At 61.4% G+C, this 21,052-nt stretch carries 22 protein-coding genes and 1 tRNA gene; 9 read left to right on the plus strand and 14 right to left on the minus strand.

Translation table 11 applies throughout. The annotated features are described in order from the left end of the window. Nucleotides 1-5: 5 nt before the first annotated feature. From htpG to SIB46_RS01430, 5 genes are all read right to left on the minus strand, one after another. A complete protein-coding gene (gene htpG, locus SIB46_RS01410; protein ID WP_413296772.1) occupies nt 6-1,910 on the minus strand; it encodes a molecular chaperone HtpG in 1,905 nt (634 codons plus the stop codon). An 87-nt stretch (nt 1,911-1,997) separates the two neighbouring features. Further along, nucleotides 1,998-2,222, minus strand: coding sequence for an indolepyruvate ferredoxin oxidoreductase subunit alpha (locus SIB46_RS01415; protein WP_011935787.1), 225 nt, complete (start codon nt 2,220-2,222; stop codon nt 1,998-2,000). A gap of 32 nt (nt 2,223-2,254) precedes the next feature. After that, entirely contained in the window at nt 2,255-3,436 is a 1,182-nt protein-coding gene (locus SIB46_RS01420) for an ATP phosphoribosyltransferase regulatory subunit (protein WP_413296773.1), read from the minus strand. Between the two features lie 26 nt (nt 3,437-3,462). Next, nucleotides 3,463-4,302, minus strand: coding sequence for an inositol monophosphatase family protein (locus SIB46_RS01425; RefSeq protein WP_413296775.1), 840 nt, complete (start codon nt 4,300-4,302; stop codon nt 3,463-3,465). Then, the gene (locus SIB46_RS01430; protein ID WP_413296776.1) at nt 4,299-4,667 is read right to left on the minus strand and encodes a 2Fe-2S iron-sulfur cluster-binding protein; all 369 of its coding nucleotides are present in this window, start codon (nt 4,665-4,667) and stop codon (nt 4,299-4,301) included. Before SIB46_RS01430 ends, SIB46_RS01425 begins: the two co-directional genes overlap by 4 nt. A gap of 56 nt (nt 4,668-4,723) precedes the next feature. On the opposite strand from SIB46_RS01430, the gene SIB46_RS01435 reads away from it, so the two are divergent. Further along, nucleotides 4,724-4,810: transfer RNA gene (locus tag SIB46_RS01435), tRNA-Ser, on the plus strand. Between the two features lie 12 nt (nt 4,811-4,822). Here SIB46_RS01435 and pstB read toward each other — a convergent pair. The 6 genes from pstB to SIB46_RS01465 form a co-directional block, all read right to left on the minus strand. Then, nucleotides 4,823-5,638, minus strand: a complete 816-nt coding sequence (gene pstB, locus SIB46_RS01440; protein WP_413296777.1) for a phosphate ABC transporter ATP-binding protein PstB — start codon at nt 5,636-5,638, stop codon at nt 4,823-4,825. A 54-nt stretch (nt 5,639-5,692) separates the two neighbouring features. Next, nucleotides 5,693-6,586 (minus strand): phosphate ABC transporter permease PstA, encoded by an 894-nt coding sequence (gene pstA, locus SIB46_RS01445; RefSeq protein ID WP_413296778.1) that lies wholly within the window; start codon nt 6,584-6,586, stop codon nt 5,693-5,695. 4 nt (nt 6,587-6,590) lie between these two features. Continuing rightward, a complete protein-coding gene (pstC, locus tag SIB46_RS01450) occupies nt 6,591-7,547 on the minus strand; it encodes a phosphate ABC transporter permease subunit PstC (protein WP_413297680.1) in 957 nt (318 codons plus the stop codon). Between the two features lie 120 nt (nt 7,548-7,667). Then, nucleotides 7,668-8,366, minus strand: coding sequence for an extracellular solute-binding protein (locus SIB46_RS01455; RefSeq protein ID WP_413296779.1), 699 nt, complete (start codon nt 8,364-8,366; stop codon nt 7,668-7,670). Then, nucleotides 8,305-8,664, minus strand: coding sequence for a substrate-binding domain-containing protein (locus SIB46_RS01460; RefSeq protein ID WP_413296780.1), 360 nt, complete (start codon nt 8,662-8,664; stop codon nt 8,305-8,307). The genes SIB46_RS01455 and SIB46_RS01460 overlap by 62 nt, the downstream gene beginning before the upstream one ends. A gap of 153 nt (nt 8,665-8,817) precedes the next feature. Further along, nucleotides 8,818-9,804, minus strand: coding sequence for a substrate-binding domain-containing protein (locus SIB46_RS01465; protein WP_413296781.1), 987 nt, complete (start codon nt 9,802-9,804; stop codon nt 8,818-8,820). Between the two features lie 196 nt (nt 9,805-10,000). Between SIB46_RS01465 and dnaK the strand changes: the two genes are divergently transcribed. From dnaK to murQ, 4 genes are read left to right on the plus strand one after another with little or no spacing between them, the layout of a single operon-like run. Continuing rightward, the gene (gene dnaK / locus SIB46_RS01470; RefSeq protein WP_413296782.1) at nt 10,001-11,986 is read left to right on the plus strand and encodes a molecular chaperone DnaK; all 1,986 of its coding nucleotides are present in this window, start codon (nt 10,001-10,003) and stop codon (nt 11,984-11,986) included. Between the two features lie 8 nt (nt 11,987-11,994). Further along, on the plus strand, nt 11,995-12,819 hold the full coding sequence (locus SIB46_RS01475) for a DnaJ domain-containing protein (protein WP_413296783.1): 825 nt from the start codon (nt 11,995-11,997) through the stop codon (nt 12,817-12,819). A 21-nt stretch (nt 12,820-12,840) separates the two neighbouring features. After that, the gene (locus SIB46_RS01480) at nt 12,841-13,260 is read left to right on the plus strand and encodes a DUF3110 domain-containing protein (RefSeq protein ID WP_413296784.1); all 420 of its coding nucleotides are present in this window, start codon (nt 12,841-12,843) and stop codon (nt 13,258-13,260) included. Further along, a complete protein-coding gene (murQ, locus tag SIB46_RS01485) occupies nt 13,257-14,189 on the plus strand; it encodes an N-acetylmuramic acid 6-phosphate etherase (protein ID WP_413296785.1) in 933 nt (310 codons plus the stop codon). Before SIB46_RS01480 ends, murQ begins: the two co-directional genes overlap by 4 nt. Here murQ and SIB46_RS01490 read toward each other — a convergent pair. After that, entirely contained in the window at nt 14,168-15,082 is a 915-nt protein-coding gene (locus tag SIB46_RS01490) for an S-methyl-5'-thioadenosine phosphorylase (RefSeq protein ID WP_413296786.1), read from the minus strand. The two genes, murQ and SIB46_RS01490, sit on opposite strands and share 22 nt — an antisense overlap. 42 nt (nt 15,083-15,124) lie before the next feature. Here SIB46_RS01490 and SIB46_RS01495 point away from each other — a divergent pair, with 42 nt between their 5' ends. Then, nucleotides 15,125-15,565, plus strand: a complete 441-nt coding sequence (locus SIB46_RS01495; RefSeq protein WP_413297681.1) for a peptidylprolyl isomerase — start codon at nt 15,125-15,127, stop codon at nt 15,563-15,565. Here SIB46_RS01495 and ribBA read toward each other — a convergent pair whose 3' ends face one another. Then, entirely contained in the window at nt 15,566-17,215 is a 1,650-nt protein-coding gene (gene ribBA / locus SIB46_RS01500; RefSeq protein ID WP_413296787.1) for a bifunctional 3,4-dihydroxy-2-butanone-4-phosphate synthase/GTP cyclohydrolase II, read from the minus strand. A gap of 76 nt (nt 17,216-17,291) precedes the next feature. Between ribBA and argC the strand changes: the two genes are divergently transcribed. Beyond that, complete coding sequence (gene argC / locus SIB46_RS01505) at nt 17,292-18,383, plus strand: N-acetyl-gamma-glutamyl-phosphate reductase (RefSeq protein ID WP_413296788.1); 1,092 nt, start codon at nt 17,292-17,294, stop codon at nt 18,381-18,383. Here argC and purN read toward each other — a convergent pair. Continuing rightward, on the minus strand, nt 18,374-19,006 hold the full coding sequence (gene purN / locus SIB46_RS01510) for a phosphoribosylglycinamide formyltransferase (RefSeq protein WP_413296789.1): 633 nt from the start codon (nt 19,004-19,006) through the stop codon (nt 18,374-18,376). The genes argC and purN overlap by 10 nt on opposite strands. Here purN and SIB46_RS01515 point away from each other — a divergent pair. Next, nucleotides 18,998-19,339, plus strand: a complete 342-nt coding sequence (locus SIB46_RS01515) for a DUF1257 domain-containing protein (protein ID WP_413296790.1) — start codon at nt 18,998-19,000, stop codon at nt 19,337-19,339. The genes purN and SIB46_RS01515 overlap by 9 nt on opposite strands. After that, nucleotides 19,269-21,047: a M61 family metallopeptidase gene (locus SIB46_RS01520; RefSeq protein WP_413296791.1), complete on the plus strand. Its 1,779-nt coding sequence runs from the start codon at nt 19,269-19,271 to the stop codon at nt 21,045-21,047. The genes SIB46_RS01515 and SIB46_RS01520 overlap by 71 nt, the downstream gene beginning before the upstream one ends. Nucleotides 21,048-21,052 lie beyond the last annotated feature (5 nt).

The raw sequence follows: 21,052 nt of genomic DNA on the forward strand, positions 1-21,052 counted from the left end.
GGGGCTCAGAGCCCCCGGTTCATCAGCTCACCCATCAGATCGCAGCTTCGCTGTTGGAATCCAGCCAATTCATTGGGCTCCAATCCTCCAACCGAAAGCTTGGCCATTTCATAGACATGGCGGCTGAGTTGTTCGGCGAGTTGTTTGCTCGGTGAGCTGCTTCCCCCGCCAGCGATCACAGATCCAGCGGCCAGCTTTTGCATGCCTTCGACCAACCGGTGGCGGCGGTTGATCAGCAACACATGGTGATCAGGAAGCCCTGGTAGGCGTTGCTCCATCAAGGCGCCCATGTCGTTCATGCGGCGCATTTGTTCCGGTAGCAGGATCAGCGCAGCCGGTGCGTTATCGCCCTTGAGGGCCTGCACCTGAATGGTGACTTTGTCGTTATTCAGTGAGGCCTTAAACAGATCTCGCAGGCTTTCGCTGCTGTCTTTGCCTTCGGCATCGGTAACAACGCTATCTTTGTCTTGCAGCGAATCATCCAGCTCGGCATCCACCCGCTGGAACTTCAATTCCTCGTGGCGATATTCCAGCCAAGGGATGAACTGGGTGTCGATGAAGGTGTCAGCCAGCAGCACTTCAGCGCCTTGCCCCTGCCAGAGCGCCAAGGCACCGGCCTGCCCGGCCTCATCGGTGCAATAAAGGATGCGCTTGTCGTTGTCAGCGCCCAGGCGTGAGCGGTATCCGGCCAAGGTGGTGAACCGCTTACCGCCTTCAGCGGCCACTGGATCGGGGCTGTCGCCTTCGCCTGCCACTGCGGTGGTGCCGAACAACACCAGCTCGGCGACTTGATCAGCAAACTTCTCGTCCTCCATGGCGCCGATCTTGATGAAGGGAGCCAACGACTCCCAAATTTCGGCATAGCGCGCGGGCTCATCGCGATGCAGCTGTTTCAGCCGGTCGCCCACCTTCTTGGCCACAAAACCGCCAATGGAGCGCACCCGGCGATCGGTCTGCAGCGCCGAGCGGCTCACGTTGAGTGGGATATCGGGTGAATCGATCACCCCGCGCAAGGGCAGCAGATATTTGGGCACCACCTCCTTGATGGAGTCGCTGACAAAGACCTGGTTGCAGTACAGCTTGATTTCGCCCTTTTCCCAATCAGCGCGGCCGGTTGACTTGGGGAAATAAAGGATGCCCTGCAGGTTGTAGGGGTAGTCGGTGTTGAGGTGAACCCAGAGCAGGGGATCGCCTTGGAATGGGTAGAGGTATCGGTACAGCTCGATGTAGTCCTCATCGCTGAGCTCCCGGGGGCTTTTGCGCCAGGGGGCTTCGCGCTTGTTGACCGTTTCCCCTTCCAGCTGCACCTCCACCGGCATGAAGTCGCAGTAGGTGTTGATCAAGGTGCGAATCCGGGCGGGCTCGATGTACTCGAGCTCCTCCTCTTGCAGGTGCAGGATCACATCGGTGCCAGGTTCGCTGCGCTCAGCGGCCTCGAGGCTGAAATTTGGTGAACCATCGCAGCTCCAACGCACCGCCTCGGAGTTGGGGCGGGCGCTCAAGCTCACCAGCTCAACCTGGCTGGCCACCATGAAGCTGGAATAAAAGCCCAGGCCAAAGTGGCCAATGATGGCGTCGTCTTCGCTCTTGTACTTCTCCAGGAATTCCTCGGCGCTGGAGAAGGCCACCTGGTTGATGTAGCGCTTCACCTCATCGGCGTTCATGCCGATGCCGTTGTCGCTGATGGTGAGGGTTTTGGCTTCGCGATCGATCTTGATGCTGATCAGTCCCTCGGGGCCTTCGCTGCAGTCACCAGCCATGGCCGCCATCCGGCGCTTGCTGATCGCATCGGTTCCGTTGCTGACCAGCTCACGCAAAAACACCTCGTGGCCGCTGTAAACGGCCTTTTTGATGATCGGGAAGATGTTTTCGGTATGGATCTGGATCTGGCCTTGCTCAAGCACCGACATGCGCCGTCTGAATTGGGGGCCACGACCCTAGGAAGAGGAGGGCGACTCGCTCAATGGCTGCAGTGGTGTGAAGCCCGAACCAGTCGTTCAGTTGCTGGTTTGCAGGTCGGGGCGTTCTTCCGGAACGATGGCCCCTTCCACAGGGCAGACCTGTAGGCAGATCCCACAATCGATGCAGGTTTGGAAATCGATCCAATAAAAGCCGGTGCCCTTGGTGTTGGCGCCTTGGCCGGGATGGATGCAAGCCACAGGGCAGGCATCGACGCAGTCGGCGATCCCTTCGCAGACGTTGGTGACGATGGTGTGTGCCAAGAGGGGCTTGCAGACCCGCTGATCCTAAGGATTCAACCCACCCAGCGAACCGTTGCCACGCCGCGTTGCGCCGCGATTTGCTTGGCCTCGGTTTCGTTGGCGCAGGGTTCTGGCCAGAGCTCAGCGGGTTGGCCGCTTTGATGCAGCTGCTCCAGCAGGTTCAAAGCCGGATGCAATTGGCTGGGTTGGCTGAAGGCCACTAACACCAGTTGGCCGTCTTGGCGCGGGGGCAGTTGATCGGCTTGCTCCAAGAGTTGACGCACCGCCTCAACGGCAAAGCTGAATCCCACGCCGCTGGCCACGGCCCCATCAGGGCTGAAGCGCTGGACTAAACCGTCGTAGCGGCCGCCACTGGCGATGGCCACCGGAGCATCAAGCCCCTGGCAGACCAACTTCACCATCACCCCGTCATAGAGCTCGAAGTCGGGATGGAAGGTGGGATCCAGCTGCAGGCGAATGCCGGCGCGGCTGGCCTGCTCCTCAATGATGCTAATCAGCTCTTTCAGCTCAGCCAGCAGATCCGTTGCCCCCAGCAGCGCTTCAAGTCCGTTGAGCACCGCTGCGGGTTCCCCGCGCAGCTGCAGCAATTGCAGCAGTTGCAAGCGTTGCTGCTCAGGTAGCTCCAGGTTGGAGAGGGCCACGCGGTTGAGTCCGCAGACGTGGCGGCGCACCGTGCTGCGCAGTGCTGGCTCCACAGCTTGGAGTAGCACCGACAGCAGCCGTTGATGGCCGATCAGCAGGGTGGGCTGATGCTCTGCGCTAAGCGGCAGATGGGAGCCGGCATCGAGCAGCAGACGCAGCAGTTCGGCATCACCGGCAAGCCCCTTGGCGCCCATCAGTTCCACGCCACTCTGCAGGTCTTCGACAATGCGCAGACCTTGGTCTTCCGCCCGTTGGGCTTGGAAGGTGGAGCCGCGGTAGTGCAGGCGCAGTGGGCGCTGCATCGCTGCCAGGCGCGTACAAGCGGCCCGGGCGATGCTGGCGGTCATCTCGGGGCGCAGGCCGAGGGCCTCATCGGCCACCACTTGCACCACCTGGTGCGATTGGATGGCTCCACCGGCCTCAAGGGTGTCGATCCGCTCCAGGCTTGGCGGGGTGACCTCTTCGTAGCCCCAGCGCTTGTAGACGGCAGCCAGTTGCTCGGCAATCCAGCGGTTAACCCCAACGTCGCGGGGCAGGAGGTCGCGGGCTCCACTGGCGGGCTGAAGGGCCATCCGATCGGCACGGTTGCCGCCGAATCCTATGGACCAGCCGGGATCTCAGCGTTGTAGGTCGCGGGCGGCAGTGGTTGGCACTCGGATAGGCCCTTAATCAGCGGGCCTTGCAGGGCTGCATTGGTAGCCAACACCCGACCACTGGAGAGCTCAAGCGCACTGCCGTTGTAGTCACACACCACGCCACCCGCGGCCTCCACTAAGGCAATGCCTGCCGCCAGATCCCAGGGCTGCAGGCCCCGTTCCCAATAACCATCCAGCCTGCCGGCGGCCACAAGGGCCAAATCGAGTGCTGCCGCACCACCACGCCGCACGCCATGGGTGCGGTGGGAGAAATAACAGAACTCGCTGTAGTTGTTGTCGATTCGCTCGCGCCGGTCGTAGGCAAATCCCGTTACCAGGAGGGAATCCTCCAAGGATTGGCAGCTCGACACCTGCAGCGGCTCCCCATTGCACCAGGCGCCGAGGCCGAGCCCACCGCTGTAGCGCTGATTCAGGCCAGGAGCGGCAATGGCCCCCAGCAGTGGCTTGCCATGGCGCAGCAGGCCGATGGAGCAGGCAAAGAAGGGAAAGCCATGGGCGTAATTGGTGGTGCCATCGAGTGGATCCACGCACCACTGCAGCTCGCTGTCACGCCCGGGTTGATGGCCGCTTTCTTCGGCTAACACCGCCACCTCAGGAGTTCGCTCTTGCAGCAGTTGCAGCACAGCCGCTTCGGCGGCCAGATCGGCCTCAGTGACCAAATCACCAGCGCGCCCCTTGCTGCGCACCTGGCTCAGATTGCCCCAGTAGCGGCTCAACTCGGCAGCGCCGGCATCGGCCGCCGCGCAGGCAATCGCCAGCAGCTCTTGATCGCTTGCGCTCATTCTTCCTCCAGCGGAATCGCTGCGCGCACGGTGCCTTTCCCGAAGGCATTGCCGAACTGCAGCATGTACACCTCGTCTTCGTCCTGGGTCTCCACCGTCACCGGTCCGTAGGCGCGAGCCACGCAGAGCAGTCCGTAGCCCTGCCGGCGTAAATCGTGGGAGAGGCCCAGGGCTTCGCGTTGATCCAGCTCGCCGCTCAGCACCCTCACGGCACAGGCGGTGCAGCAGCCATTCCGGCAGCTGAAGGGCAGGCTTTGGCCATCGGCTTCAAAGCCAGCGAGCACGTATTGGCCCTCTTCGACCTCCGCTGTGAGAGTGCGGTTGTTCTGCCGGTCGTGGACGGTGACCCGGTGCCGTGGGCTCATCGGTGCTGGCCAAGTTGGACTGCTAGGTTGCCAGCTGCACAGCCCAGCTGTGCAGTGGAGAGGTGGCCGAGTGGTCGAAGGCGCAGCACTGGAAATGCTGTATAGGGGCAACTCTATCGAGGGTTCGAATCCCTCCCTCTCCGTTCCAGCTTTCGTTAGCCGAAGCGGCCGCTCACGTATTCCTGCGTGGCTTGTTGTTTGGGGTTGTTGAAGATGTTTTTGGTCTGATCGAACTCCACCAGATAGCCCACCTTCCCGGAGCCACCTTCCACCGCCACAGCGTTGTAGAAGGCCGTCATGTCCGAGACACGGACCGCCTGTTGCATGTTGTGGGTGACGATCACGATGGTGAACTCTTTTTTGAGTTCATGCATCGTTTCTTCCACCTTCAGCGTGGAGATGGGATCGAGGGCTGAGCAGGGCTCATCCATCAAGATCACATCCGGTTGGGTGGCAATGGTGCGGGCGATGCAAAGCCGTTGCTGTTGACCGCCAGAGAGCGAATAGCCACTGTCATTGAGCTTGTCTTTGCATTCATCCCAAACCGCTGCGCGGCGCAAAGAGCTTTCCACCAGCTCATCCATGTCGCCGGTGTAGCCATTGATGCGTGCCCCAAAAGCGATGTTTTCGTAGATGCTTTTGGGGAACGGATTGGGGCGTTGAAACACCATGCCAATGCGGCGGCGCACCTCCACCGGATCAACGTTGGCGGCGTAGAGATCCTGCCCCTCGTACACCACCCGGCCCGTTAGGCGGCAGCTGGGGATCAGGTCGTTCATGCGGTTGAGGGCCCGCAAGACGGTGCTCTTGCCGCAGCCGGAGGGGCCGATGAACGCGGTGACCTGGCCGCGGGGAACGCTGAGGAACACCCCTTTGACGGCCTCAAACGAGCCGTAGCTGATCGTGACGTCTTCGCAGCTGATCGCCACCTGATCGCCCGGCACGTCCGCGATGTGGCTGGTGAAGGTCATCAGGGGTTGGTTTCAGCAGCAGCTGAGCTCATGAATGAGTTTGGCAGCACGTTTTTAACGCTGGGCAAAGCTTGAGATCCAGCGGGCCAAGAGATTCATGGCCAGGATCATCACCACCAACACAAACGAGGCCGCCCAAGCCAGTTGCACCTGGGCTTCGTAGGGCATGGTCGCGTAGTTGTAGATCATCACCGACATCGTGGCCATTGGTTCAAACAGCCCATCTGGCCAGTAGGGCGAGAAGAAAGCGGTGAAGATCAGCGGCGCTGTTTCACCGGCGGAGCGGGCAATGCCGAGCACCACCCCAGTGGCGATTGGTGCAATGGCTGATGGCACCACCACACGGACGGTGGTCACAAACTTGGAGGCACCCACACCAAGCGCGCCCCAGCGCAACTCTTGGGGCACCAACTTCAGGCCTTCATCGGTGGTTTTGATGATGGTGGGGAGCATCAACACGGCCAAGGCCAATCCACCGGCCACCGCAGAAAACGTGCTGCCGAAAAGGATGCGGCTTGAAACGATCAGGCCGTAGATGAAGACCCCGGCAATGATCGAGGGCACCCCAGCGAGAACGTTGGTGCCAAAACGGATGAATTCAGAGAAGGGGTTACCGCTGCCGTATTCCGAGAGGTAGATCCCCCCGCCAACTCCCACGGGGATTGCAAATAGGCATGAGAGCCCAGTCACGATCAAGGTGCCGACAAAGGCATTGCCGATACCGCCGCCCATGTCTTGGCCAGGCACCGGAGGCAGTTCAAAGAACATCGCCGGCCTTAAGAACGAGAACCCCTTAACCAGCACAAACAGGATCACAGCGATCAAAGGGATCACAGCGATCAAGGCAAAGGCCCCGGCGATGCCGGTCAGCAGCCGGTTGCCGCGATTGCGCAGCAGCTGGGGCTTGTAGAGCAAGTCGCCCTTGGCCGTGAAGCTTGCGTGGGTCATGGCGTTACTCGTATTTCAGGGCCAGGCGCCTGACGATCCACTGCGCCATCACATTGACGAAAAATGTGATGACCATCAGCACCAGGGCGGCATACATCAGCGCCGACATTTGCAACTCACCGGCTTCGCCAAATTGATTGGCAATCAACGAGGCGATGGTGTTGCCGGGGGCAAACCAGGAGATGTTGAAGCTGGTTTGGTTGCCGATGATCAAAGTCACGGCCATGGTTTCTCCCATGGCCCGGCCGAGCGCCAACATGATTCCGCCAACGATGCCGGAGATGGCAGCGGGGATCATCACCATGAAGATCGCTGTCCAGCGGGTGGCGCCAACCCCGTAGGCCGCCTGCCGCAGGTCTTGGGGCACCTGGTTGAGCGAATCACGGCTGATGGCCGTGATGATCGGCAGCAGCATGATCGTGAGGATCAGCACCGCATACATCACCCCTGGGCCTGATGGGTTGGTGCTGAAGAAAGGAATCCAGCCAAACAGCTGGTGGATGAGCTGAAGAATCGGCCGGGCGAAGGGCTCCAGCACAAAAATGGCCCATAGGCCCAGCACCACTGAGGGAATTGCCGCCAGCAGCTCCACCATGTTGGAGATCACCAGCCGGATCCTTGGGCTGATGAAGTCTTCGGTGAGGAAGATCGCGGTGCCAACGCCCAGCGGCACCGCCAGCACCAAGGCCAGCACCGATGTCAGCAGGGTGCCGTAGATCGCTGTGAAGGCCCCATAGGTGTCGCGAACCGGATCCCAGACTGGGCTCACGATGAAGTTCAGCCCAAAGGCGCCAATGGCCTCGGAGGCCTTGCTGCCAACAACGATGAAGATGCCGATCAAGATGATCGCCACCATCAGGGCCAAAAAGCCAACGAGATTTCGGAAGCTGGTGTCCAGCAACTTCTCGCTGGCTGGACGATGGCGCAGCGTGTAGAGGCTGTCGCTGCCAGAGGCGGCCATGCCAATCAGCGTGGTCTTTTGCACCTTAAGAGTCTGGCTGGTGTTGCTTTTTCGGTGTTCCCATCAAAAAAGGGGGCTGGATGCCCCCATGTGTGATGGATCAGATGGAACCCGTTGGGCTCACTTGCCGATTTTTTGAACGGCGGCCAGCGACACCTTGCGAATGCTGGAAGGCAGCGGCACATAACCCAGGCTCGGGGCCTGGCTTTGGGCCTTGTTGCTCAGCATGTAAGCGAAGGTCTTCTTCAGCGCCGCAGTGTTCTCACCATTGCCGCTGGCGTAGGCCAAGATCCAGGTCAGGGTGCTGATGGGATAGGCATTGGCGCCAGAGGGATTGGTGTCGGTGCCGGTGTTGAAGGCATCGAGCTTGATGCCAGCCAGGCCAGCCGAACCGTTCTTGGAGGTGGGCTTGACGTAGTTGCCGTCCTTGTTCTGGATGGCTGCGGCCTTGATCTTGCCTTTGACGTAGGCCTGGTTCACGTAGCCCAGTGCGCCGACGGTGTTTTTGATGATGCCGGCCACACCGCTGTTGCCCTTACCGCCTGAGCCCACGGGCCAATTCACGGATTTGCCAACACCGATCTTGTTTTTGAACTCACCATTCCAAGCGGCAACGGCGTTGGTGAAGGCGAAGGTGGTGCCGGAGCCATCGGAGCGGTAGGCCACGGTGATGGGGCCGGCCTGGCAGCCCAGCTGGCTGTAGTTGTTGATCTTGCCCAGGAAGATCTCAGCCACCTGCTTTTGGGTGAGCTTGAGGTCACAGCCTGGCTTGTTGTAGCCAACAGCGATCGTGCCCCCAGTCATGGGGATTTGGATCACGCCGCGCTTGATCTTGCCGCGCTTTGCCGCGCTTTGCCGCGCTGAGCGGCTTATCAGAGGCGCCGAAGTCGGAGGTACCAGCGATCATTTGGCGCACGCCAGCGCCAGATCCAACGGCTTGGTAATTCACCCGAGGACCACCGGCACGGGCCAGTTCCTGGAACCACTTTTGATAGAGCGGCGCAGGGAAGGTGGCACCTGCACCGTTCAAAGATTGCTGAGCGAGGGCGGGGGCGATGGCGGCAGCACTCAGAGCAACAAGGGAGCTCAGAGCAACGACCTTTTTGGTGACGGGCATGGGTTGCCTGCGAGACGTCTTTGCCTTGATACGGCAGATCCCTTAAGGCTCAGTTATCTCTTTTGTATCAATGGTTACAGGGAAATTAAGCCTTTACTTAGCCATAAAAAACGGCCCCCGAAGGGGCCGCTAGAAGCATTAGCGCTTAGCGCTTCACTGCTTGATCAGTTGAACCTGATCGAGAGCTGCCTTGCGGATGGACTCAGGCAGGGGCACATAGCCGAGGTTGTCGGCTTGGCTCTGGGCAGGGTTGCTCAACATGTAGTTGAAGGTCTGCTTCAGAGCTTCGGTGTTGACACCGTTGCCGTTCTCGTAAGCCAGCACCCAGCTCATGGCCACCAGGGGATAGGAATCCCGGCCAGGAGGGTTGCTGATCGCCAGAGGCTTGTACTCAGCAGCGCGAATGCCTTCCAGAGCGGCGATGCCGGTGGCGGAATTCGGCAGCATGTAGTTGCCTTCGCGGTTCTGCAGAGCAGCAGCTTGAACCTTGCCCTTGATGGAGGGCACGTTCACATAGCCGATCGAACCAGGGGTGGTTTCGATGAAGCGACGCACGCCTTCGCTGCCGCTGGAGGGGGTGCCAACCGGGAAGTCGACGCGCATCCCGGTGCCAACGGTCTGACGGAACTCAGGGCTCCAGTCAGAGAGGCTCTTGGTCAGAGCCAAGGTGGTGCCGGAGCGATCCGAACGGGTGCTGACCTTGATGGGGCCTTCCTGGCAACCCAGGGTCTTCCAGTTGCGGATGGTGCCAAGCAGCACATCGCTGAGCTGTTGCTGGCTCAGCTTGAGATCGCAACCGTCTTTGTTGTAGCCGATGGCAATGGAGCCAGCGACGACAGGGATTTGCACCAGACCGCGACGCACCAAGTTGGCGGTGCGGGGAGCGATCGGACGATCGGTTGCGCCGAAGTCAACTTCCAGCTCAACAAGCTGGCGGATGCCTTGAGCCGAATTCACCGGCTCATAGGTGACATCGGGACCGTCTTGGCTGCGCAGGCTGTCGAACCAAGTCGAAAACATCGGTGCGGGGAAGGAAGCCCCGGAGCCGTTGATTTGCTGTTGGGCGATGGCCGGAGCAGCAGCACCAGCAGCCAGAGCTGCGATGGCGCCGAGGGCAACGGTCTTCTTGGACATGAACATGGGCGACCAAAAAAGAATTGGGTCAACAACGGTGATATGGACGGGCTGTTAAGTCGCAGTTAAAGGCTTATTAGAGACACTAAGGACTGTTCATCAACAGGTTTTGATCTCACTTTTCTTGTTGCGGTTGCCAACTGGCTTGGGTGCTTGGATCACGGCCGAATGCCCGGTAGCGTGAGCACATTTGCTCGGGCGCATGGGCCGGATCGTCGGCATTGATCTGGGCACCACCAATTCCGTGCTGGCTGTCCTGGAAGGGGGCCGGCCTGTGGTGGTGGCCAATGCAGAAGGTCTGCGCACCACCCCTTCGGTGGTTGGGTTCAGCCGCGAAAAAGAATTGTTGGTGGGTCAGGCGGCACGGCGCCAGCTGGTGCTCAATCCTCGCGACAGCTTTTCCAATCTCAAGCGCCTGATTGGGCGGCAGTGGCAAGAGCTCGATGAGGCCTCCCAGGCGGTGGCCTACACCATCAGGTCCAACGACTTGGGTCAGGTGCGGGTGGTGTGCCCGGCCACTGAGCGCGAATACGCCCCCGAGGAATTGGTGGCTTGCTTGCTGCGCAAGTTGGTGGATGACGCTGCCACCTATCTCGGTGAAGAGGTGGAAGCCGCCGTGGTCACGGTTCCGGCCTATTTCGATGATTCCCAGCGCCAAGCAACCCGAGATGCTGGCCGGCTGGCGGGTCTCACAATTGAGCGCATCCTCAATGAGCCCACCGCTGCAGCCTTGGCCTATGGCTTTGATCGCAGCCGTTCGCAGACCGTTTTGGTCTTCGATTTGGGTGGGGGCACCTTTGATGTCTCGCTGCTGCGCATTGCCAATGGCGTCTTTGACGTCAAGGCCACCAGCGGCGACACCCAGCTCGGCGGCAACGACTTTGATCAACGCATCGTTGATTGGTTGGCCGAGGGCTTTCAGCAGGCCAATGGGGTTGACCTGCGGCGCGACCGTCAGGCCCTGCAGCGGCTGTTAGAGGCCGCTGAAAAGGCCAAGCAAGAGCTCTCCGGGACCCTGAAAACCACCATTTCCTTGCCCTTCATCGCTACGGCGGAATCAGGTCCCCTGCATCTCGAAACCAGCCTTGATCGGCGCACCTTCGAATCGCTGTGCCCCGATCTGCTTGATCGTTTGCTCAGGCCAGTGCAGGCTGCTTTGCGGGATGCCCGCTTGGCTCCTGAAGATGTCGATGAGGTGGTGCTGGTGGGTGGTTCCAGCCGCATGCCGATGGTGCAGCAGTTGGTGCGCACCTTGGTGCCGCGCGAACCCAGTCAGAACGTCAACCCCGATGAAGTCGTTGCCGTTGGCGCTGCTGTGCAGGCCGGAATTCTCACTGGTGAGCTGCGCGACTTGATGCTCAATGACGTCACTCCTCTTTCGGTTGGGCTAGAGACCATTGGCGGTTTGATGAAAACCATCATTCCTCGCAACACGCCAATCCCAGTGAGACGTTCCGAAGTGTTCAGCACATCGGAAGCCAATCAATCCTCCGTTGAGGTGCATGTGCTTCAGGGTGAACGGCCCATGGGCGGCGATAACAAATCATTGGGCCGTTTTCGTTTGGCGGGGATTCCCCCTGCTCCTCGCGGGGTTCCCCAAGTGCAGGTGTCCTTTGATGTGGATGCCAACGGGATCCTGGAGGTGTCGGCTACTGATCGCACGACGGGGCGCCGCCAAAGCGTCACGGTGCAGGGCAGTGCCAATCTCACCCAGCAAGAAATTGATCAGCTGATCGCTGAAGCGGCGAGTCAATCCATGGAGGATCGCCGTAAGCGCAGCGCCGTTGACCGGCGCAATCGCGCCGAAACGTTGATTGCCCAGGCCGAACGTCGACTCCGTGATGCGGCCCTTGAACTTGGACCCTATGGGGCTGAACGCCAGCAGCGTGCTGTGGAGATGGCTCTGCGGGACCTTCGCGATGGGCTTGAGCAGGCCGATGAGCGGGAATTGGATCTGCTCACCAGCCAGCTCGAAGAAGCGCTTTATGGCCTCAACCGCCGCTTAACGGCGGAACGGCGCGAACTCGATGGCGGTGCTGGCCCGTTGGAAGGGATCAAGAGCACGCTCGGCTCCCTTAAAGATGAGCTCTTCGCCGAAGACGACTGGGATGACTGGGACCGGTCAGGAGGCGGCCGCGGTCGTTACGACCGCTATGACCGCTCCGATGATCCCTGGGGGCGCTATTGAGCCCAACGATGGACCACTGGGCTGTTCTTGGGCTTGAGCCAGGCGCTGACGCCGAGAGCCTTAAGCAGGCTTTTCGCCGGCAGGCCCGCCGTTGGCATCCCGATCTCAACGGCAACGATCCCGCGGCGGAAGAGCGGTTCAAAAAGATCAATGAGGCCTATGAAGTCCTCAGTGATCCCCGTCGCCGTCAGGCTTGGGAAGCCGGGGGCGCCAGCCATGCCGGCCATCGCGATCCTTTCGCGAGTGGGTTCCCCGACTTCCACGACTACGTCGATCAGTTGTTTTCGCGCCGCCGTGAACGCCGGCCGGCCACAACACCGCCGCCGCCGCCGCCGCCGGTTCAAGCCCACGACGATTTAGAGACCGCCGTTTGCCTCACTCCAGAGCAAGCCCTCGATGGCACGTTTGTGGAGGTGGAGCTCAGCGATGGCACCACGGTGGAAGTGCAGACCCCGCCAGAAGCAGGTGATGGTTGGCGCCTACGCCTTGAGGGGGTGGCCCCGGGAGGGCGTGATCATTTCCTGCAGCTGCAGGTGCGCACTGACGAGGGGTTGCGCGTTGATGGCCTGCGGGTGCTCTACCGGCTGGACTTGCCGGCCCCTGATGGTGCCCTGGGTAGCAGCGCCGTCGTTCCCACACTCGAAGGCCCTGTGCGCTTGCGCATCCCGCCGGGCACCTCCAGCGGACGGCTGTTGCGTTTGCGCGGCAAAGGCTTAGAGCGTGATGGCCGCCGCGGCGATCAGATCGTTGAGGTGCGGCTGGTGGTGCCTGACCCGCTGGCAGAAGACGAGGAGGCTCTCTACAAGCGCCTGCAGGAGCTGCTGAGAGAATGAAGCTTCTCGCCCTGTTCTGATTTGAGTGACCGGGTCTTTGTGCTGCTGTTTGATTCCGGCAGCGAGGTGGAAGGCATCCACACCCTTGAACTCAATGGCCGCACGGTGGTGTTGATGTTTGAGGAGGAAGACGACGCCCTGCGCTATGCCGGCTTGCTGGCGGCGCAGGATTTTCCCGAAGCCACCCCTGAGGCGATCAGCCGCGAAGAGATTGAACTGTTTTGCGGCCAAGCCGGCTACGAAGCCCAATCGGTGCCCTCCGGTTTTATGCCAGGCACCGCTGAAGAGCGGCTGATGCTGGCGCCGCCTGAACAAAATCTCGACACCAATGAATGGCGTGAGCAGCAGGATCAGCCCCAGCAGGCTCCCGCTGAAAGTGCCCAGCCAGCGGTGAATCCAGAACTCGAAGCGTTTCGTCGTTCCCTGGAGGGATTGCTGTGAGCAGCGGAGTTGATCGCGGTCATCTGCTCACCGAGCAAGCCAATCCGGCCAGCGCAGACCTTGACCTGCTCAGCACCTCCGAGCTGGTGCAGCTGTTTTGCGAGGAGGACCTGCGCCCCCAACAAGCGGTTGCTGGAGCAGCCGCTGAGCTCAGCGCAGCCATTGATGCCATCGCCTCACGCCTGTTGGCCGGCGGTCGACTCTTTTATCTCGGTGCTGGCACCTCTGGCCGCTTGGGTGTGTTGGATGCGGCCGAGTGCCCGCCCACCTTTTGCAGCCCACCGGAGCTGGTGCAGGGCGTGCTGGCGGGCGGGGCCCCAGCGTTGTTGCGCAGTTCAGAAGGCCTGGAGGATTCCAATGAGGGCGGCCGCCAGGATTTGCTGGAGCGGGGGTTTACAGGCGCTGATGCTCTCGTCGGCATCGCCGCGGGGGGCACCACGCCCTATGTCCATGGCGGTTTGAACCTGGCGTTGGAGCTGGGCGCTGAAGCAATTGCCATGGCCTGCGTGCCGGCTGATCAAGTGCCAATGCCCTGCAGCATTGATATCCGTTTGCTGAGTGGTCCTGAGTTGCTTACCGGCTCCACGCGCCTCAAGGCGGGAACAGCCACCAAGATGGCGCTCAACATCCTCAGCACCGGCGTGATGGTGCGGCTCGGCAAAGTCTTCGGCAACCGCATGGTCGACGTGTCGGTCTCCAACAGCAAGTTGGAAGATCGCGCCCGCCGAATTCTGCGTGATTTGGCCGGTGTTGATTCGGTCAGCGCGGCCGAGTTGCTGCAGGCCAGTGGCGGTTCGGTGAAGCAGGCCCTGTTGATGGCGGCCACGGGCTGCGAGGCTCCTGCAGCCCTAGCGCAATTGCAGGGCTGTGATGGCTCCTTGCGTCAGGCCCTCGCACGAGCTGGAGCTCAGCTGGCCGCCCCCCAGTAGGGGCGCGTGAACAGATCCAGTTTTTGGCGGGTGGCGGCCGGTACGGCCTCAGGTGCGGTGAGCAGACCGTTTTGCAGTGCGCTGTGGGCCGGGCTGGAGGGCTTTTGCTGCTGAATCGCCTGGGCGGCATGGCGCACCACTTGTTGGGCTGTGGTGGCGTTGGCGCGCAGGTTGTTGATCACCATCTCAACGGTCACGGCATCGTGATCGGGGTGCCAGCAGTCGTAGTCGGTCACCATCGCCAGGGTGCTGTAGGCGATTTCAGCTTCACGGGCCAGGCGGGCTTCGGTGTGATTGGTCATGCCGATCACATCGCAGCCCCAGCTGCGGTAAAGCTCAGATTCCGCCTTGGTGGAGAACGCAGGCCCCTGCATGCAGAGGTAAGTGCCGCCGCGGTGCAGCCTGCGCCCTTCCGGCAGCACCGATTGCGCGGCATCGGCCAACAGGCCGGACAGGGTGTGGCAAAAGGGATCAGCAAAGGCCACATGGGCCACGGCTCCCTCACCAAAAAAGCTGGCTGCACGCCCCTGGGTTCGATCGATGAACTGATCGGGGATCACCAGGTCCAAGGGTCTGTGTTGCTCTTGCAGAGAGCCCACCGCGGAGCAGGAGAGGATCCAGCGCACACCCAGGCTGCGCATCGCCCAGATGTTGGCCCGGTAGGGAACCTCCGAAGGGAGATAGCTGTGGTGCCGCCCATGGCGGGCCAAAAAAATCACCGTGGTGCCATCAAGACTGCCGCGGATTAATCGATCCGATGGCTGGCCAAAGGGCGTTTGCACCTCCAGCTCCTCCACATCGCGCAGCTCCTCCATGGCATAGAGACCGCTGCCGCCGAGGATGCCGATCGTGGCGTCGCTCAGGTCGGAAACAGGTGGTTGCGCAGTCGCCATCGTCTTGTGCGAAGGTTCATGGACCACTTTGCCCCCGAGCTCATGACCAAGGCCGTGATGGATACCGACGCCGGCCAAATCACCCTGGAGCTATTTGCTGCTGATGCTCCCAACACCGTCGCCAATTTTGTGAAGCTGGCCAAAGATGGCTTTTACGACGGCTTGGCCTTCCACCGGGTGATTGATGGCTTCATGGCTCAGGGCGGTTGCCCCAACAGCCGTGAGGGAGCCAAGGGGATGGCGGGCACCGGTGGCCCGGGTTACATGATTGATTGTGAGATCAACAGCAAGAAGCACCAGGCGGGCACCCTGTCGATGGCCCACGCTGGCCGTAACACCGGCGGCTCTCAGTTCTTCATCTGTCATGAGGCCCAGCCTCACCTCGATGGTGTCCACACCGTCTTTGGTTTGACCGGCGATATGGGTGTGGTGCTGGCGCTGAAAAACGGCAGCAAGATCAAGACCGTCACCATCAGCGACTGATCAACTCCAGCGCAGCAGGATCCAGGGGGACTTCTCAGGGTTGATGGCCGCTACGGCGTCCACCCCTACCCCCTGGCGCAGCTGTTCAAGATTCAGCGCGGTGGGCTCGAGCTGAGCCGGTGGGTGCTCGCTGCGATCGAGATCCGGGCCAATCAGCAATTGCAGCTGGCTGGTGCTTGGCTCTTGGGCCAGCTCTTGCAGCAGAGCCCAGCAATTGCGTTGCAAGCTGCCCCGCTCCGCGGCCCCCACACGCACCGTGAGATCTGGTTTGCCGAGTAGGGCGAGCACCCGGTGCTGCTCTTCCACTTCCATGGTCAGACCGAAGGCATGCAGCTTGCTGGTCAGTTGCTCTTCGAGTTGGTGAGCGCGTAGGCGGCGATCGTCGCCGGCGCCGCTCCAGGCCAGCAGTGCTCCAGGGCCATGCAGCAGGTGGCCGAGTTTGCGGGCCTTGGTGCGCAGGTAATCAGCGTTGTGTTGGCCCGGGTCCATCACCAGGGGAACCCTGTCCACCACTTCCAATCCGTAGCCGCCAAGGCCAGCGATTTTTCTTGGGTTGTTGGTGATCAGCCGCAGCCGCTGAATGCCCAGATCTGAAATGATTTGAGCCCCAACGCCGTAGTCGCGCAGGTCGGCGCCAAAGCCGAGATGTTCGTTGGCCTCAACGGTGTCGAGACCGGTTTCCTGCAAGCTGTAGGCCTTGAGCTTGTTGATCAGCCCGATGCCGCGACCCTCTTGCCGCAGGTAAACAACAACACCTTCCCCCTCGGCTTGGATCATGCGCAGCGCCGATTCCAGTTGCGGCCGGCAATCACAGCGCAGCGAGCCAAAGGCATCACCGGTGAGGCACTCCGAGTGAACCCGCACCATCACCGGAGCGCTTTGACGACCGGGCTGGCCCTTGACCAGCGCCACATGTTCACCGCCATCGAGGATGTTGCGGTAGCCAATGGCGCGGAAATCGCCGAATTCGCTCGGGATTTTGGCTTCCGCTTCGCGCACCACAAAGCGCTCGTTCTCCAGCCGGTAGCGGATTAGATCGGCAATCGAGATCAGGTAGAGGCCGTGCTCAGCGGCGTACTCCGCCAGCTGCGGTAGCCGCGCCATCGAGCCATCTGGATTTTGGATTTCACAGATCACGCCAGAGGGATGCAGCCCCGCCATGCGCGAGAGATCCACGGCGGCTTCGGTGTGGCCTGCCCGTTTCAGTACCCCACCATCACGGGCCCGCAGCGGAAAGATGTGGCCCGGGCGGCGCAGGTCTTGGGGCTTGCTTTGCGGATGCAAGGCCACCTGGATGGTGCGCGCCCGATCTTCAGCTGAGATTCCTGTGCTGACGCCAGCCTCAGGACCTGCATCAATGCTGACGGTGAAAGCGGTTTGGTTGGTGTCGGTGTTTTGGCCCACCATCAGCGGCAGATCGAGGGCGTCGAGCCGCTCTCCTTCCATGGCCAGGCAGATCAGCCCGCGGGCTTCGGTGGCCATGAAATTGATCTGCTTGGGCGTTGCAAATTGCGCCGCGCAGATCAAATCGCCTTCGTTTTCTCGGTTTTCGTCGTCGACCACCACCACGCAGGCCCCATCCCGAATGGCCTCGAGGGCCTTTTCAATCGGGTCGAAACGGACGGTGCTGGTCACCGCTGGGGAGCTCATTACGGGCGTTTCAGTTCTTTGTTTATAGAGCCCGGGCGGTTGCTAACGGGTCGATCACTAAAGTCAGCCTTCCCCAATGCAGCCGGTGAGGCCTGTGGCGCCCACGTCTTTCAAGCGAATCGCGGTCATTGGAGCCTCTGGCTATGGCGGCTTGCAGACCCTGCGTTTGCTGCAGGACCACCCTCACTTTGACGTCAGCTTTTTAGGCGGTGAGCGCAGTGCTGGAAAACGCTGGTCGGAGCTGACCCCCTTTTTGCCGCTCGGCGAAGACCTGGTGGTGCAGGGTCCAGATCCTGATGCCATTGCTGATGCAGCTGATGCAGCGGTGCTCAGCCTTCCCAACGGCTTGGCCAGTCAATTGGCTCCCGAGTTGCTGCAGCGCGGTGTGCGCGTGGTGGATCTTTCTGCGGATTACCGCTTCCCCAGCCTGAGCCAGTGGTCGGCGACCTACCGCCAGGAGGCCGCCGCTCAACAACGTCAAGACGATGCGCTTTGCCAGCAAGCTGTTTATGGCTTGGTGGAGTGGGCCGGTGACGCCCTGGCTGAGGCCAAATTGGTGGGTGCCCCAGGCTGTTTCCCCACAGCCAGCCTGCTGGCCTTGATGCCTCTGTTGCAGCAGGGATTAATCGAAGGTGAGGGGATCGTTATTGATGCCAAAACCGGCACCTCAGGTGGTGGCCGGGCGGCCAAAGAACACCTGCTTCTGGCGGAAGCCGCTGAATCGGTCAGCCCCTACGGCGTTGTCGGCCATCGCCACACCGCTGAGATCGAACTTCTCGCAAGCCGCGCCGCCGGTCGTCCGATCCAATTGCAATTCACGCCCCACCTGATGCCCATGGTGCGCGGCTTGCTCGCCACCGTGTACGGCCGGCTGCGTGATCCCGGTCTCACCGCGGAAGATCTCACCACCGTCTATCAGGTCACCTACCGCGATCATCCCTGCGTTGAGATTTTGCCCGTGGGCACCTATCCCGCCACCAAGTGGGTGCGCCAGACCAACCGAGCCGTGCTGTCGGTGGCGGTGGATCAACGCACCCGCCAGGTGATCGTGATGAGTGCGATCGACAACCTGCTGAAAGGCCAGGCCGGCCAGGCCGTGCAGTGCCTCAATGTGATGGCTGGCCTGCCCCAGCAAACCGGGTTGCCGCTGCTGCCCTTTTATCCCTGAGTGCGCTGGCTCAGCAGGCTGAGCCCTTTGTCGATCACAACGGTTGGCAGCAGCTGATGCTCAGCGGCGTGGATGCGCGCTGAGAGGCTCGCCTCATCATCACCGGCTTCGATGGCCACGGCCTGTTGCCCCAGAACCGGCCCAGCGTCCACGTCTACCACCACTTCATGCACGGTGCATCCGGTGTGACTGACGCCAGCAGCTAGGGCCTGACGGATGGCGTGCATGCCTCGAAAGGAGGGCAGCAGGCTGGGGTGAATGTTGAGCAGTCGGCCTTGAAAGGGGCCGATCAAAGCCGGCGTCACAATCCGCATCCAGCCAGCCATTACCACCAGCTCCACCGCCGCGTTTTGCAGGGCCTGCACCACGGCAGCATCCACTGCTTCGCGGCTGTCAAAGCGGGTGTGATCAATGAGTTGACAGGGAACGTTCAGTTGTTCAGCCCGCTGCTGCGCCCCACAACCGGGGCGATTCACGATCAGCAGCACCACCTGCAAGCGCGGCTCATTACGCAGCGCCTCCACCAAGGCCTGGAAATTGCTGCCGGAACCGGAGGCCAAAACGGCCAAACGCAGTGGGGCATCGCTAGGGTCAGGCGAGAGGAGCTGTGCGGCATGTCCCATCTCTCCATCCTGCCCACCGTCTTGCACGATGTGGAGCGTTTGGCTGAAAGCCTCGAGAGCTTTGGACTTCAGGTCCACCGAGGTGGTGAGTTGACCACCCCCGTGGGCAGCCAAACCGTTTGTCTATGGGTGCGCGTCGAGGGCGGCCAACAGCTGGGTTGGCGTCAAAGTTCGATGGGTAGCTTGGAGCTGGTGGCTGATCTGGAGCGGGTCAGTCGCGACCACAGCCTGCAGACCTTGCTATCGCGCCTAACGCGCGCCTATGCCGCGCGGCAAGCCCTCGATCGTTTGCAGCAATGCCCTTGCGCTATTGCCGATTCATCGCTCGTCTGAGGTGCTGGGTCCCACATTTCAGCTGGATCTGAGGCAGCCCCAGAGCCATCGCGTCTCCGTTCAGCTGAACTTCCGCGCGCAACAGCAGCGCGAATCTGTGGCCTTGCCGAGCTGGACACCGGGGTCCTACCTGGAGCGCGACTACGTGCGTCACCTGGAGGGATTGCGGGGCTGGGTCAATGGCCACCCGGTCGTACTCGCGCGGCAATCACGCCACCTCTGGTGGCTGGAGGACTTGCCCCCTGGGGCTGAGGTGGAGCTGCGTTACAGCCTTCTGGCTGTTGAGGCCAGTGTGCGAACCAATTGGCTGGATGTGGAAACAGGCTTCCTCACAGGGGCGGCTTGGGCCATGGCGGTTGAATCCCAGCGTTGGCTGCCGCAGCAGCTGAGCCTGCAATGCCCGCCAGGCTGGAGCGTGGCCACGAGCTTGGAGTCCACCGGCGAGGGTTGGCGTGCAGCCAGCTACGACGTGCTGGTGGATAGCCCTTTGGCCCTCGGTGATCTGCACACACTTCATTTCGAGGTGGGTGGTGTTCCCCACCGTTGGGTGTGGCAAGGCTTGCAGCGGCCGGCTCCGCAGCAGAGCTGGCAGCAGCAGTTGCCCAAGATTTGCGCTGCCACCTGCGCCCTGCTGGGTGCTGAGCGGCCCGTCAGTGATGACTACCTGTTCATCACCCGCTTCAGCGCCAATGGCTATGGCGGTCTGGAACATGACGATGGTTGCGCCTTGATGTTCAGCCGCCGTGAGCTGGGTTCGGAGTCTGGGCAGCGGAAACTGCTGCAGTTGGCAGCCCACGAATACCTGCATCAGTGGAATGTGCGGCGGCTCAGGCCCGTGGGCTTGCGTCCCTACCGCTATGGCCAGGCGGTGTTGATTCCTGAGTTGTGGTTTGCCGAAGGGGTGACGAGCTACTACGACCAACTCATCGTTCTGCAGGCGGGGCTCTGCAGCGAAGAGGAGTACCTCGAGGATTTGGCCAAAGATTTCAGCCGCTTTCTCTCCACGCCCGGCAGGCAGGTGCAGAGCCTGCTGGAGAGTGCCACAGAAGCTTGGGTGAAGCTCTATCGCCGCGATGCCCATAGCGATAACCAGCAGATCAGCTACTACCTCAAAGGTGCCCTGGTCTCCTTACTGCTCGACCTGCATTTGCTGGCCCGAGGCCAGGGTTTGCATGTGCTGCTGCAGCGGTTGTGGCAGCGTTTTGGCCAAGCTGGCCGGGGCTATAGCCAGGCTGATGTGGAGCAGTTGGCCGGTGAGCTCGACCCGCAGTTGCCAGCGTTGCTGCACAGCTGGCTCTCTGGCGTGGACGAGCTTCCACTCTCTGGCTATTTAAAAACTGTGGGCTTGGATCTTTCTCCGGATCCTGCCGAGTCCCCCTACAGCGGATTGCAGGCGACCTTCAAGGAAGGCCAGCTGACGATCAGCAAGGTGGATCGGGATAGCCCTGCAGAGCTGGCCGGTCTCTCTCCGGGAGACGAGCTGCTAGCCCTCGACGCAGAACGGTTGCGTTCCCCCGAGCAGTTGGGCCCCTTGCTGATCGCTGGTGGGCAGCACGAGCTGCTCTTTTGCCGCGATGGTGCGGTTCGCTCCACGGCCTTGAGGCCTTCGGCTCCCCAGCCATGCCGTTGGTCCCTACGGCTTGACCCCAATGCCCCTGAGGCAGCATGTCATCTCCGTCGCAGCTGGTTCCAAGGTCCCGCCCGCTAAGACGC

This window comes from Synechococcus sp. MIT S9452, from assembly GCF_047304245.1.
GTDB lineage: Bacteria > Cyanobacteriota > Cyanobacteriia > PCC-6307 > Cyanobiaceae > RCC307.

Bases quoted from the DNA above. Each gene is read 5' to 3' on its own strand.
- htpG (WP_413296772.1), bottom strand. From the start codon at position 1,910: ATGTCGGTGCTTGAGCAAGGCCAGATCCAGATCCATACCGAAAACATC.
- purN (WP_413296789.1), bottom strand. From the start codon at position 19,006: ATGGGACATGCCGCACAGCTCCTCTCGCCTGACCCTAGCGATGCCCCA.
- SIB46_RS01520 (WP_413296791.1), top strand. From the start codon at position 19,269: ATGCCGCGCGGCAAGCCCTCGATCGTTTGCAGCAATGCCCTTGCGCTA.
- SIB46_RS01495 (WP_413297681.1), top strand. From the start codon at position 15,125: ATGACCAAGGCCGTGATGGATACCGACGCCGGCCAAATCACCCTGGAG.
- SIB46_RS01425 (WP_413296775.1), bottom strand. From the start codon at position 4,302: ATGAGCGCAAGCGATCAAGAGCTGCTGGCGATTGCCTGCGCGGCGGCC.
- SIB46_RS01420 (WP_413296773.1), bottom strand. From the start codon at position 3,436: ATGGCCCTTCAGCCCGCCAGTGGAGCCCGCGACCTCCTGCCCCGCGAC.
- pstC (WP_413297680.1), bottom strand. From the start codon at position 7,547: ATGGCCGCCTCTGGCAGCGACAGCCTCTACACGCTGCGCCATCGTCCA.
- argC (WP_413296788.1), top strand. From the start codon at position 17,292: ATGCAGCCGGTGAGGCCTGTGGCGCCCACGTCTTTCAAGCGAATCGCG.
- SIB46_RS01475 (WP_413296783.1), top strand. From the start codon at position 11,995: ATGGACCACTGGGCTGTTCTTGGGCTTGAGCCAGGCGCTGACGCCGAG.
- SIB46_RS01460 (WP_413296780.1), bottom strand. From the start codon at position 8,664: ATGCCCGTCACCAAAAAGGTCGTTGCTCTGAGCTCCCTTGTTGCTCTG.
- ribBA (WP_413296787.1), bottom strand. From the start codon at position 17,215: ATGAGCTCCCCAGCGGTGACCAGCACCGTCCGTTTCGACCCGATTGAA.
- pstB (WP_413296777.1), bottom strand. From the start codon at position 5,638: ATGACCTTCACCAGCCACATCGCGGACGTGCCGGGCGATCAGGTGGCG.
- SIB46_RS01465 (WP_413296781.1), bottom strand. From the start codon at position 9,804: ATGTTCATGTCCAAGAAGACCGTTGCCCTCGGCGCCATCGCAGCTCTG.
- dnaK (WP_413296782.1), top strand. From the start codon at position 10,001: ATGGGCCGGATCGTCGGCATTGATCTGGGCACCACCAATTCCGTGCTG.
- SIB46_RS01430 (WP_413296776.1), bottom strand. From the start codon at position 4,667: ATGAGCCCACGGCACCGGGTCACCGTCCACGACCGGCAGAACAACCGC.
- SIB46_RS01490 (WP_413296786.1), bottom strand. From the start codon at position 15,082: ATGGCGACTGCGCAACCACCTGTTTCCGACCTGAGCGACGCCACGATC.
- pstA (WP_413296778.1), bottom strand. From the start codon at position 6,586: ATGACCCACGCAAGCTTCACGGCCAAGGGCGACTTGCTCTACAAGCCC.
- SIB46_RS01515 (WP_413296790.1), top strand. From the start codon at position 18,998: ATGTCCCATCTCTCCATCCTGCCCACCGTCTTGCACGATGTGGAGCGT.